The sequence below is a fragment of the Amycolatopsis sp. BJA-103 genome (assembly GCF_002849735.1).
In the GTDB taxonomy this organism is placed as follows: Bacteria; Actinomycetota; Actinomycetes; order Mycobacteriales; family Pseudonocardiaceae; genus Amycolatopsis.
Window position 1 is genome coordinate 2,456,909 of the sequence record NZ_CP017780.1, and the last position, 11,922, is coordinate 2,468,830.

The 11,922-nt window shown below is 68.6% G+C and carries 13 protein-coding genes; 10 read left to right on the forward strand and 3 right to left on the reverse strand.

Annotated elements, in window-relative coordinates:
- Positions 1 to 14: 14 nt before the first annotated feature.
- Together BKN51_RS10235 and BKN51_RS10240 are read right to left on the reverse strand one after the other, a co-directional pair.
- Positions 15 to 2,399 carry an ATP-binding cassette domain-containing protein gene (locus BKN51_RS10235; protein WP_101607412.1) on the reverse strand — a complete coding sequence of 795 codons (2,385 nt, stop codon included), beginning with the start codon at positions 2,397 to 2,399 and terminating at the stop codon, positions 15 to 17.
- Between the two features lie 151 nt (positions 2,400 to 2,550).
- Positions 2,551 to 3,054, reverse strand: coding sequence for an Lrp/AsnC family transcriptional regulator (locus tag BKN51_RS10240; RefSeq protein WP_101607413.1), 504 nt, complete (start codon positions 3,052 to 3,054; stop codon positions 2,551 to 2,553).
- 93 nt (positions 3,055 to 3,147) lie between these two features.
- On the opposite strand from BKN51_RS10240, the gene BKN51_RS10245 reads away from it, so the two are divergent.
- The 7 genes from BKN51_RS10245 to pspAB all read left to right on the forward strand — a co-directional run bounded on the left by BKN51_RS10245 (position 3,148) and on the right by pspAB (position 8,615).
- Complete coding sequence (locus BKN51_RS10245; RefSeq protein WP_101607414.1) at positions 3,148 to 4,332, forward strand: MFS transporter; 1,185 nt, start codon at positions 3,148 to 3,150, stop codon at positions 4,330 to 4,332.
- Between the two features lie 138 nt (positions 4,333 to 4,470).
- Positions 4,471 to 4,659 (forward strand): hypothetical protein, encoded by a 189-nt coding sequence (locus BKN51_RS10250; RefSeq protein WP_101607415.1) that lies wholly within the window; start codon positions 4,471 to 4,473, stop codon positions 4,657 to 4,659.
- Between the two features lie 45 nt (positions 4,660 to 4,704).
- Positions 4,705 to 5,847, forward strand: coding sequence for a type III PLP-dependent enzyme (locus BKN51_RS10255; protein ID WP_101607416.1), 1,143 nt, complete (start codon positions 4,705 to 4,707; stop codon positions 5,845 to 5,847).
- Positions 5,837 to 6,208, forward strand: a complete 372-nt coding sequence (gene speD / locus BKN51_RS10260) for an adenosylmethionine decarboxylase (protein WP_101607417.1) — start codon at positions 5,837 to 5,839, stop codon at positions 6,206 to 6,208. Before BKN51_RS10255 ends, speD begins: the two co-directional genes overlap by 11 nt.
- Complete coding sequence (locus tag BKN51_RS10265; RefSeq protein ID WP_101607418.1) at positions 6,208 to 7,068, forward strand: spermidine synthase; 861 nt, start codon at positions 6,208 to 6,210, stop codon at positions 7,066 to 7,068. The genes speD and BKN51_RS10265 overlap by 1 nt, the downstream gene beginning before the upstream one ends.
- Positions 7,069 to 7,188: 120 nt before the next feature.
- A complete protein-coding gene (locus BKN51_RS10270) occupies positions 7,189 to 7,908 on the forward strand; it encodes a GAF and ANTAR domain-containing protein (protein ID WP_233224151.1) in 720 nt (239 codons plus the stop codon).
- Between the two features lie 149 nt (positions 7,909 to 8,057).
- On the forward strand, positions 8,058 to 8,615 hold the full coding sequence (gene pspAB, locus BKN51_RS10275) for a PspA-associated protein PspAB (RefSeq protein ID WP_101607419.1): 558 nt from the start codon (positions 8,058 to 8,060) through the stop codon (positions 8,613 to 8,615).
- Between the two features lie 18 nt (positions 8,616 to 8,633).
- Here pspAB and BKN51_RS10280 read toward each other — a convergent pair whose 3' ends face one another.
- A complete protein-coding gene (locus BKN51_RS10280) occupies positions 8,634 to 8,909 on the reverse strand; it encodes a hypothetical protein (RefSeq protein WP_101607420.1) in 276 nt (91 codons plus the stop codon).
- A gap of 189 nt (positions 8,910 to 9,098) precedes the next feature.
- On the opposite strand from BKN51_RS10280, the gene BKN51_RS10285 reads away from it, so the two are divergent.
- The 3 genes from BKN51_RS10285 to BKN51_RS10295 all read left to right on the forward strand — a co-directional run bounded on the left by BKN51_RS10285 (position 9,099) and on the right by BKN51_RS10295 (position 11,899).
- Positions 9,099 to 10,025, forward strand: coding sequence for a universal stress protein (locus BKN51_RS10285; RefSeq protein WP_233224153.1), 927 nt, complete (start codon positions 9,099 to 9,101; stop codon positions 10,023 to 10,025).
- Positions 10,026 to 10,106: 81 nt separating this feature from the next.
- Positions 10,107 to 10,787 carry a response regulator gene (locus tag BKN51_RS10290; RefSeq protein ID WP_101607421.1) on the forward strand — a complete coding sequence of 227 codons (681 nt, stop codon included), beginning with the start codon at positions 10,107 to 10,109 and terminating at the stop codon, positions 10,785 to 10,787.
- A gap of 32 nt (positions 10,788 to 10,819) precedes the next feature.
- On the forward strand, positions 10,820 to 11,899 hold the full coding sequence (locus tag BKN51_RS10295; RefSeq protein ID WP_233224154.1) for a PAS domain-containing sensor histidine kinase: 1,080 nt from the start codon (positions 10,820 to 10,822) through the stop codon (positions 11,897 to 11,899).
- Positions 11,900 to 11,922: the final 23 nt, after the last annotated feature.

An 11,922-nucleotide genomic window follows, 5' to 3' on the forward strand; every position in this document is an offset into this window, starting at 1 on the left:
GAGGAGGGCGTCGGTCACTTGCCGATGTAGGCCTTCAGGTGTTCCCCGGTGAGCGTCGAAGCGGCCGCGACGAGGTCCGAAGGCGTGCCCTCGAAGACGATCTTGCCGCCGTCGTGGCCGGCGCCGGGGCCGAGGTCGATGATCCAGTCGGCGTGCGCCATGACCGCCTGGTGGTGCTCGATCACGATCACGGACTTGCCCGCGTCGACGAGCCGGTCCAGCAGGCCGAGCAGGTTCTCGACGTCGGCCAGGTGCAGACCGGTGGTGGGCTCGTCGAGGACGTAGACGCCGCCCTTGTCGCCCATGTGCGTCGCGAGCTTCAGCCGCTGCCGTTCACCGCCGGAGAGCGTGGTGAGCGGCTGGCCGAGGCTGAGGTAGCCGAGCCCGACGTCCTTGAGCCTGCCGAGGATGGCGTGCGCGGCCGGGATGCGCCCCTCGCCCTCGCCGAAGAACTTCTCGGCTTCGGACACCGGCATCGCGAGCGCCTCGCTGATGTTCTTGCCGCCGAAGGTGTACTCCAGCACCGACGCCTGGAAGCGCCTGCCCTCGCACTCCTCACAGGTGGTCGCGGTCCCCGCCATCATGCCGAGGTCGGTGTAGATGACACCCGCGCCGTTGCAGTTCGGGCAGGCGCCCTCGGAGTTGGCGCTGAACAGCGCGGGCTTCACGCCGTTGGCCTTGGCGAAGGCCTTGCGGATCGGTTCGAGCAGGCCGGTGTAGGTGGCCGGGTTGCTCCGCCGCGAACCGCGGATGGGGGTCTGGTCGACCGAAACCACGCCCTCGGCGGCGGGGATCGAGCCGTGGATCAGGGAACTCTTGCCGGAGCCCGCGACACCGGTGACGACGCAGAGGACGCCGAGCGGGACGTCGACGTTCACCTTCCGGAGGTTGTGGCGGTCCGCGCCGCGGATCTCCAGTTTGCCGGTGGGCTTGCGGACGCCGTCCTTGAGCGAAGCCCGGTCGTCGAGGTGCCTGCCGGTGCTGGTGTCGCTGGCGCGCAAGCCTTCGACGGTGCCCTCGAAGCAGATCGTCCCGCCCGCCGTGCCCGCGCCGGGGCCCAGGTCGACGACGTGGTCGGCGATGGCGATGGTCTCCGGCTTGTGCTCGACGACCAGCACCGTGTTGCCCTTGTCGCGCAGCTGCTGCAGCAGGTTGTTCATCCGCTGGATGTCGTGCGGGTGCAGGCCGATGGTGGGCTCGTCGAAGACGTAGGTGACGTCGGTGAGCGAGGAGCCGAGGTGCCGGATCATCTTCGTGCGCTGTGCCTCACCGCCCGAAAGCGTGCCGGACGGCCGGTCGAGGGACAGGTAGCCGAGGCCGATGTCCACGAAGGAGTCGAGCGTGTGCTGCAGCTTCTCCAGCAGCGGCGCCACCGACGGCTCCTTGAGCCCGCGGACCCAGTCGGCGAGGTCGCTGATCTGCATCGCGCACGCGTCGGCGATGTTGATCCGCTTGATCTTCGAAGACCGTGCGAGCTCGCTGAGCCGGGTGCCGTCGCATTCGGGGCAGACGGTGAAGGTGACCGCCCGGTCCACGAAGGTGCGGATGTGCGGCTGCATCGCTTCCCGGTCCTTGGACAGGAACGACTTCTGGATGGTGGGGATCAGCCCCGAGTAGGTCAGGTTAATGCCCTCGATCTTGAGCTTGACCGGCTCCTTGTAGAGCAGGTCGTCCAGCTGCCTCTTGGTGTACTTCTTGATCGGCTTGTCGGGGTCGAAGAAACCGCAGCCGCGGAGGATGCGGCCGTACCAGCCGTCCATGGAGAAGCCGGGGATCGTCAGCGCGTTCTCGTTGAGGGATTTGGTGTCGTCGTACAGCGCGGTGAGGTCGATGTCGTTGACCTTGCCCCGGCCTTCGCAGCGCGCGCACATCCCGCCGGTGATGCTGAATTCGCGGCGTTTCTTCGTGGTCCGCCCGCCCTTCTCGACGGTGACGGCGCCCGCGCCGGAGATCGAGGCGACGTTGAAGGAGAAGGCCTGCGGCGAGCCGATGTGCGGCTTCCCGATCCGGCTGAAGAGGATGCGCAGCATCGCGCTGGCGTCGGTGGCGGTGCCGACCGTCGAGCGCGGGTCGGAACCCATCCGCTGCTGGTCGACGATGATCGCGGTGGTGAGGCCGTCGAGCACGTCGACGTCCGGCCTGGCCAGCGTCGGCATGAAGCCCTGCACGAAGGTGCTGTAGGTCTCGTTGATCATCCGCTGCGACTCGGCCGCGATCGTGTCGAAGACCAGGGAGCTCTTACCCGAGCCGGAGACACCGGTGAACACCGTCAGGCGCCGTTTCGGCAGCTCGACCGCGACGTCCTTGAGGTTGTTCTCGCGGGCGCCCAGCACGCGGATGAGGTCGTGGCTGTCGGCGGGGTGCTCCTCGGGCGGCTGCGGCCTGGTGGTCTTGCTCATCGTGTCTCCATCCTCATGTGGGCCGCGTGTACGGTCCGTCAGCCTCACCGGGCTCGATCTAACCAGTTTCGAGCCGTTCGTCCTCTTCGAACGCTCGGTGATCACGCTAGGTGAGTACGCAGGCGCTCGCTTCTCGATTCCTGACCGGTGGTCAGACGCTCCAGCCCTCGCTCCTGGTCGCCTTGAGAAAGTCCTCGACCGGCGGACCGACCGGCCTGCCCTCGTACTGCGTCGACAACACCACCGACGATCTGATCTCGCCGTGTTTGCCCAGCCGCTCGAAGAGGCCTTCGAGATGTTCGAGCGATACCGCCCGCACCTTCAGCATGGTGCAGCGGTCACCGCTGAGCCGGTGCAGTTCGACCACCTCGGGGTAGTCCTCAGACTTGCTGGTGCGCAGCAGGCAACTGCCGAGCGAGCAGCGCATCTCGACGAAGGCCTGCAGGTCGTACCCGGCGCGCCGCGCGTCGACCTGGGCGCGGTACCCGGTGATGACGCCGGCCTCCTCCAGCCGCCGGACCCGTTCGGCGACCGCGGGCGCGGAGAGGTTGACGCGGCGGCCCAGTTCCTTGAACGAGAGCCGCCCGTCGCTCTGGAGCGTTTCGATGAGCCGCCAGTCGAGGTCGTCCAGCGCCCTTTCCGATCGTAAGGTCATCGCGCCCGGATTCCTTTCATGATGTGCCTCGCACCCCCGCGAAGCCTTCGTCAGCCTATTCGCCGGGGCCTCCGGAATCCCTAGATTTGAATCATGAAACCGATGATCGCGCTCTTCGTGGGCGTCGCCTGTCTCAGTACCGCGGTCGTCGGCCTGTCGACCACGGCGGCGTTGATCGTGGTGGAACACGCCGGCGCCGCGTGGAGCGGGCTGCCGAACGCCGTGCTGGTACTCGGTTCCGCGGCGGGTTCGCTGTCGTCGGGAGCGCTGGCCGCCCGCTACGGCAGGCGGTTCGTCCTGGTGCTGATGTACGGCGCCGCCGTGGCGGGCGCGCTGATCTCGTTCGCGGGGGTGCTCGGCGGGTCCGTGCTCGCGCTGGTGGCGGGGATGCCCTTGATCGGCTTCGGCAACAGCGGTGCGCAGTTCTCGCGGTACACGGCCGCCGACCTGTCTCCCGAGCACCGCAAGGGTTTCGCACTGTCCACAATGGTCTGGGCGGGGACCGTCGGCGCGGTCGCCGGGCCCGCGCTGATCGCGCCGGCCGCGGCGCGGGCGGAGGCCGCCGAACTGCCCGCCCTGTCCGGTCCGATCGTGGCGGGTGCGGTCGTCGTGGCCATCGCGGTGGCCGCCGTGGCCGCCCTGCCGCGCGGTCTCGCCGCCCCGGTGGAGGGAGTGCCGAGGCGGGAACGGATGTCCGTGCGGAACCCGGTGATCCTCGGGCCGCTCGTGGCGATGGTCGGTGCCCAGGTGGCCATGGTGGCGGTGATGACGATGACCCCGGTCCAGTTGCACCAGCACGGCCAGGGACTCGACGTCGTCGGGTGGGTGCTGAGCGCGCATCTGATCGGGATGTTCGCGCTGGCGCCGCTGTCCGGCTGGATCACCGACCGCTGGGGTGGCCGCGCGGCCATCTTCGGCGGGATCGGCACGCTCGCCGTCGCGGCGGTCACCGCGATCGGCGCCCCCGATTCGCATCACGTGGGAATCCCGGTCGCGATGTTCCTGCTGGGCTACGGCTGGAACCTGGTGTTCGTCGGGGGCAGCGGCATGCTCAGCCGTGACCTCCCGCCCGCTCAGCGGGCGAGGGCGCAGGGCACGGTCGACGCCTTCGTCTGGGGGACCTCCGCGGTGGCGAGCCTTCTCGCCGGGCAGCTGTTCGGCCTGGGTGGGTACGTTCTGGTCGCCGTCGTGGGCGGCCTGTGCGCCCTCGTCCCGCTCGCGGTGCTCGGCCGCCGGGCCGCCGTTCCGGAGCCCGTTGAAAAAGTCGCGCGTCGTTGATCTGCGAAACCCGGGCCTTGCCGTCATACTGCTTCACTCCGACACGAACGAACCCGTGATGACACAGATCACGTCGGTGACCGATTCGGAGGGTCCTAGGGTGAAAGCAGACAAGGTGCGGGAGATCGGGGGTGCACGATGAGCGAGTTCGCGGTGAATCTGCGGGACCGGGTACGGCAGGCCAGGGAGGACGTCCGGATCGCCAGGCGGGACTCGGACGAGGACCGTGCCTCGGCCGTCGGCGCCGATCTGGCCAACCTGGAGCGCCTGGCTGCCGAACACGGGGTGGAACTGCCTTCGCAGGCCACGGACGACGCCCGGGCGTGACCCCGGGTTCCGCCCCGGTGATCGGCCTTTGACACCCTGGGGCGTGTGACCGAAAGCCTGAACCGCATCCGCGCCTTCCTGGCGGATCGTGAACCGCCGACACCGTGCCTGGTCGTGGACACCGACCTGGTCGCGGAGCGTGCGGTCGCGATCTCCGGAGCGTTCCCGGACGCGCTGATCCGGTACGCGGTCAAGGCCAATCCCGCTCCCGAAGTGCTCGACGCGGTGCTGTCGGCGGGGGCGGGGTTCGACGTGGCGGGGACGGCGGAAATCGGGCTGTGCCTGTCCCGTGGCGCGCGAGCGGCGGAACTGGCCTACGGCAACACGATCAAGAAACCGGCGGACATCGCGTTCGCGTATGCGCGCGGAGTCCGTGAGTTCACCACGGATTCCGCCGGTGATCTGGAGAACCTGGCCGAGCACGCGCCCGGTTCGCTGGTCTCGGTCCGGCTGCTGACCGGCGGGCCGGACTCGGTCACGCCGTTCGGGCACAAGTTCGGCTGTGAGCCCGCGGTGGCCGCCACGCTGCTCCGCCGGGTGGTGGAAGCGGGCCTGCGGCCGGGAATCGCGTTCCACGTCGGCTCGCAGCAACCGGATCCGGCCGCGTGGGAGATCGGGATCGCGACAGCGGCCAAGGTCGCCGCCGACGCCGGTGTCGGCCTGGAGCGGCTCAACATCGGCGGCGGGTTCGCCACCGAGCACCGGGAACCCGTACCGTCCCTGCCCGACTACGCGGCGGTGATCCACGCCGCCCTCCGGGAAAACCTGCCCGGCCCGGAACTGATGCTCGAGCCCGGCCGTGTGATCGTCGCCGACGCGGGGCTCATCAGGACCGAAGTGGTCCTGGTGACCACGCGCGCCGCCGCCGACGAACGCCGCTGGGTCTACCTCGACGTCGGCAGGTACAACGGAATGGCGGAGTGCGAGAACGAAGCCGTCGCGTATCGGCTGGAGGCCGTCGGCGTTAAAGGTCCGGAAGGGCCGGTGGTCCTCGCCGGGCCGACCTGCGATGGTGACGATGTGCTTTACCAGCGGACGCCGTGCGCGCTGCCGAAGTCGTTGAAGGCGGGCGACCGGCTGGACATCCCGGGCACCGGGGCCTACACCGCCAGCTATTCGTCCGTCGCCTTCAACGGAATCGAGCCGTTGCGCACCTATTGTGTGGGGAGGTTCGCCGATGCCGGCTGAAGAACCACTCGTCGGCCGGTTCGCCGGCCGCCATGTCCTCGCGGAGTTCGAGGGGATCGAGCCGTCGCTGCTCGACGACGCCGAGCTCCTGAAGAAGACCCTCGCCGACGCGGTCACCGAGGCGGGGGCGACGGTCTGCGAGGTCGTGTCGCATGCCTTCGCCCCGCAAGGGGTCACCGTGCTCGCGCTGCTGGCCGAGTCGCACGCGTCCGTGCACACCTATCCGGAGATCGGTTCGGTGTTCGTGGACGTGTTCACCTGCGGGGACCGGGCGGATCCGGAGCGGGCCGTGGCACTGCTGGCGAAGATGCTGGGCGCCGGTACCGTCCGGATGTCCACTGTGGAACGAGGAGAAGGCTGATGGCGCAACGAGTGATCGTCGAGCCGATGGGCGCGGGGCTCACCCGGAACTGGGACGTCGAAGAGGTTCTGTTCGAGGGCCGCACCGCGTTCCAGAACGTCCTCATCGGACGGACCGCGCAGGGGATCTCCCTGTTCTGCGACGACGAACGGCAGAGCACCGAGCTGAGCCAGCTCGTGTACCACGAAGCGCTGATGATCCCGTCGTTGCTGCTCGCGGATCGCGTCGAGCGGGTGCTGATCATCGGTTCCAGCGAAGGAGTCGCCTCCCAGCTCGCGGTCGCCGCGGGGGCCGGGGTGGTCGACCACGTCGACATCGACGCCGAAGCGGTCCGGGTCTGCGCCGAGCACCTTCCCTACGGCTACACGCTCGAGGAGCTGGCCCGTGCCGAACGCGGGGAAGGGAAGATCCGCGTCCACTACCGTGACGGCTGGGAGTTCCTCGCCGAAGCACGGGAACGCGGGGACACCTACGACGTGGTCGTGATCGACCTGCCGGACGAGAACGACGATCCGGCGGCGCAGCACAACCGCTTGTACGGCACCGATTTCCTGAACCGTTGTGCGGCCTTGCTCACCGAGGGCGGTGTGGTCGGCTGCCAAGGGGGTTGTCCGACGCTGTGGCGCAACCAGACGCTGATCACGTCGTGGCGCCGGTTCACCGAGTCGTTCGGGACCGTTCTCTACTACGGTTCGGACGAGCACGAGTGGGCGTTTTTGAGCGGCAGGGCCGACGTCCTCGGCGATCCCGGCGCTTTCGTCGCGGAGAAGATCGGCAAGGCGGGAATCGGAGAGTCCACTATGGACGAAGGAGCACTGCGGGCGAACACCGTCCCGCCGTTTTCCCTGCGGCGGCACTGAGAACCGCCACGATTGTTATCTCGTCGAGATCATCCGGTCGCCTCGGCCCGTGACGACCTCGTGCAGGATCCTCCATCTGGTCGTTGCCGGGTGCCGTGGTGCGGGGCCAGAATCGCTACAGTGAATATCTGGCGCGAGGGCATCGTCGCAGGGGTGGACAGGGAGTCCGCGGTCTGCGCGGCATTCGCGAGCCTGACGGCGAGTGTGGCGGAAGATCTCGGACCGGATCGGGTCGTGGACACGTTGTCCAGCGAATGTGTGCGGCTGCTGCCGATCGATTCGATGGAAGTCTTCCTGCCGGGGCTGAAACTGGCGCGATATCCCGCGGTGGTGGAGGAAGGCCCCGCCCTCGAGTCGTTCGAAACCGGCAGCGACGTCGCCGTGAAGGATTTGTCCGCCGAGATTTCGCGCTGGCCCACCTATGTCGCGAGGATGGTGGGATTGGGTTATGCCGCAGTTTCCGCTCTTCCGATGCGCATGATGGAGGAAACCATCGGTGCGGTCACCCTCCTGAGTGCCGAAACCGAGGTCTTGAGCGCGGAAGACCGCCGGCTGGGGCAGGCGCTGGCCGATGTCGCGACCCTGTGCCTTCGCCAGCAACGGGAAGTGAGTCACTATCGGACGCTTTCCGGGCAGTTGCAGAGGGCGCTCGACAGCCGGGTCATCATCGAGCAGGCGAAAGGTGTGCTCGCCGAGCGTGCCGGGATCAGTGTCAGCACGGCGTTTCAGCGGTTGCGTTCCTTCGCCCGCAGCTCGAACCGGAAGCTGTCGGAGGTCGCGCACGGGGTCGTGAAGGGCACGGTGGACAGCGAAAAACTCCTTCGGCCGCGAAACCGGTGACGACCGCCGAAAAATCGGGCGGCAGGTGCCGGTAGGGCCGTTGGTCACCTGAACAGGGGACTTGTCCTGGTGAACGCGCGACCGTGCGGCCCTAGGGCGCGAGAACGCGATCGGAAAGGCTTCACGCAGATGAGAGGATGCGTGAAGTCATGGCACTACTGGGAAGCCTTCTGGGGAGGAGCCGCTCGGTACGGCCGAGCCTGCTTCCGTTGCTGGACTTGAGGTCGGCGGCCTTGACGCTGCGGACCGGTTACGGGCTCGCGCCGACGGGATCGGGGACGGTCTGCTTCGTCGCCGGCGAGCGTCCGGGCGACGGCACGGAGGCGGAGATCATCGCCGGTCTCGCCGGTGACTCCGTCCGCCGCAACGTGGTCACCCACGACGCGCACGGGCGGACGATCGTGCGCTGCTGGCGGGACAACGGCGATCTCGGCTGGCTCCTCGACGACCTCGTAGACGTCAACGACAGGCTCGCACAGGCCGGTTTCGTGTCCTGGCTGCTGCACACGACGGTCGACTTCGCCGAGCTGCGGGACATGCGTCATCCGAGGCTGACGATGGTCTACCGCCGGGAGCGTGGCGCCTTCTACCCCTACGTGCCCCGTGGGACCCGCGGCCGTGACCGGGCGACGGAACTGAGGATCCGCTCGTCGCTGACCCGGATCGTGCCGATGGAGGCCGACATCGGCCGATGGCACCCGGTCTGACGGGCGCCCGCCCGGGTCTCAGCCGGTTGCGCCGCTGAGCCAGCCGCGCAACCGCTGGACACGCCGGTCCCGCGGGCTCCAGCGCGGGAAGTGGTACCGGCGCCGCGGCCGCGTGGCCGGAGCGGCGTCGTCGAGCTGCCGGAAGGCGGTCAGGACGTCGTCGAGCAGGGGAGCCCGCTTCTCGGGTTTCGCCGCGAGCCGCGGCAGCCTCTCGAGTTCGGCGGAGACCAGTGCCCGGAGGGCACCGGCGTGCGTGCCGGGACGGTGTCGGGTTTCGCAGATCCTCGTTGTCACGTCCCGGTCACCCTTCCCCTGCGCCGATCCGGCGGTTCGTCACCTTCGACGATGCGGCATCGCGGGCCGCTCCGGTCACCGCCGAAGGTAGTGGCATCGAGGGCACAAAGACCCCACTAAGTCGCCGATCGGGTACGGCGTGTCACGGGTTGGCGTCGAAAGGCCGGACTCGCCGGAGACGGTGGGACGATGTCCGGCGGTTCCCGTCTTCCCCTCTGGGAAAAGGACTTCATGCCCTGTGCCGGCGTCACGCCGGAGGGCAGGCTGTCGGCGGACGTCCGCCGGTGCCGGCGGCGAGACGGGAGGCCGGTGATGGCCGGGATCCAGTGGCGCGCCGCCGTGGTCGTCGGCGTGGACTCCTCGCAGTCGTCGCGGGCGGCGGTGCGCTGGGCCGCGGGGGAGGCGGCGAGACGGGACAGCGTGCTGAAGCTCCTCCACATCGACAGCGGTCGCCGGGATCGCGGCGTGGCGGACAACCTCACCGCCGCGAGTGTCGCGAAAGAAGCCGAACCGGCGGTGCCCACCGAACACGAGGTGAAACTCGGCGAGATCACGGGCGAACTGGTCGCGGCGTCGCGGTCGGCGTCGCTGCTGGTACTGGGAACACACGGTTTCGGCGCGTTGCGCGGGACGCCGATCGGCACGGTCGCCGCGGAGGTGGCCGGGCACGCGGGATGCCCGGTGGTGGTCGTCCGCGGGCTGACCGCTCCCCGCCGGGGCGAAGTGGTCGTCGGAGTCGATCCGTCCGGTGACAGTGAACACGCCCTCGCTTTCGCGCTCGACAGCGCTTCGGCGCGGAACACCGATCTGGTCGTCGTCCACGCCTGGCACGATGGCGTTCTCGAGGCGGGCGCAGACCTGGCGAGTGTCGAAGCGGCGGAGGAACGCGCGCTGGAGGACAGGATGGCGGCCTGGCGCGACAAGTACCCCGGCGTCGGCCTCCGGCTCGCGGTCGTCCGTGACCGCAACGTGGCCCGCGCGCTCATCCGGGCCGTTCCGCACGCGGGGCTGATCGTGATCGGATCGTCCGGCGGCGGGCTCGGGAGCACAGCGCAGGCGCTGCTGAGCCGGGCGCGCTGCCCGGTCGCCCTGATCGGCGGACCGGCACGAGGGTGAATGCGGCCGCGAGCAGGATTGACTTCCGTGAATCTGCCGGACAATGGGTCCCGGCGACACCACGATCGACGGAGAAGGTGCATGGTTAACCCGACCTCCCCGCAGCCCATGCCCCCGGCCGCGGCCCCGATCAGGGTGCTGCTCGTCGAGGACCACAAGATGGTGGCCGAAGCACTCGGCGCGGCCTTCGAGGAATTCCCGGAGATTCACCTGGTGGCCTCGGTGGAGTCCCTCGCGCACGGCATGATCGCGGCGGAGGAGCACCTGCCCGACATCGTCCTGCTCGACCGGCGGCTGCCGGACGGCGACGGGATCGAGGCGATCACGAGGTTCCGCGCGATTTCGCCGTTGATCAGGGTGCTCGTGCTGACCGGCGACGCGAACAGCGCCATCGCAGCCAGGATCCTCGAGGTCGGCGGAGCCGGGCTGCTGCTGAAATCGGGTCTCCTCGATGAGCTGGTCACGGCGATCCGCACCGTCGCGGCGGGGGACGTGATCATCGACCCCGAACTGCTCGGCGGTGCCCTGGCCATGCTGGCCGGGAGTTCCGGCAGGCTCGGCCCGGTGCTGACGCTGCGGGAGCGGCAGGTGCTCGGCCTGATCGCCGAAGGGGCGGGAACCGACCGGATCGCCGAAGAGTTGCGGCTCGCGCGCAATACCGTGCGGAATCACGTGCAACGCATCCTGGTGAAGACCGGAACCCATTCGAAACTCGAAGCCGTGGCGCACGCGCGAAAGAATGGCCTCCTCGAACGGCCGTAGCGGCGGGGCGTATCCGAGTGCCAAGCTGCACTATGGCCAAGCTGCCATCGGGACCGGCGCCCGATCATCGCAGTGCTGTGCTCTTCGAGTTGTTCGTGCACAGCGTCGTCGACTACGCCATTTACATGCTGGACGTCGACGGCCGGGTGATCAGCTGGAACCAGGGAGCGGAACGGATCAAGGGGTATTCCGAGGAGGAGATCCTCGGCAGCCACTACTCCGTTTTCTACACCGAGGACGACATCGCCGACGGAAAACCCACCGCGGAGCTGCTGATCGCCGCCGAGGTGGGCAGCCATGAAGACGAGGGCTGGCGTGTTCGCCGCGGTGGTGAACGGTTCTGGGCCAACACCGTGCTGACCGCGTTGAGGGACGGCCAGGGCGACCTCGTCGGTTTCGGCAAAGTCACCCGCGACCTCACCGAACGCCTCAAATCACAGGAAGAAAGGACGGGCCGGAGGCAGGCGTTCGCGCATTTGGTACGGGCACAGGAAACCGAACGGCGTCGTATCGCGTGGGATGTTCACGACGATTCCATTCAGTCGATGATCGCGGTGAGCATGCGGCTGCAGATGCTCGCCGCGCAACGGCGGGATTCCGCTTTGATGCAACTCGACGACGCGATTCAAGGGGCGATCCGGCGGCTGCGGATCCTGGTCGCCCAATTGCGGCCGCCCGCGCTGAACGACGAGGACCTGGTCGCCTCCGTCCGCGACTACCTCGACGAGGTCGTCGCCGGCTGGGGGCTGGACTGCACGCTGCGCCACGACTTCACCGGAAAACCGCCGCCCGACCTCGTCGTCACCGTCTTCCGGATTCTTCAGGAGGCGCTGGTGAACGTGCGGAAGCACGCGAACGCCACCACGGTCGTGGTGTCACTGACGGGGAAGGACGGCGGCCTGCTGGCGAAGGTCGCCGACAACGGTGACGGGATGAAGCGGGGCGGCGAGAGTTCTCACGAAGCGATGTCGGGCGAGCACATCGGTATGGCATCGATGCGTGAACGCGCGGAAGCGGCGCAAGGATGGTTCCGGGTTTCCAGCAGGCCGGGTGAAGGTACGTCCGTGGCCTGCTGGATTCCGCTGGCCCTTCCCGGGCCCGTGCGGAGCTGACGGTATCCCCCTGGACCTGGGGA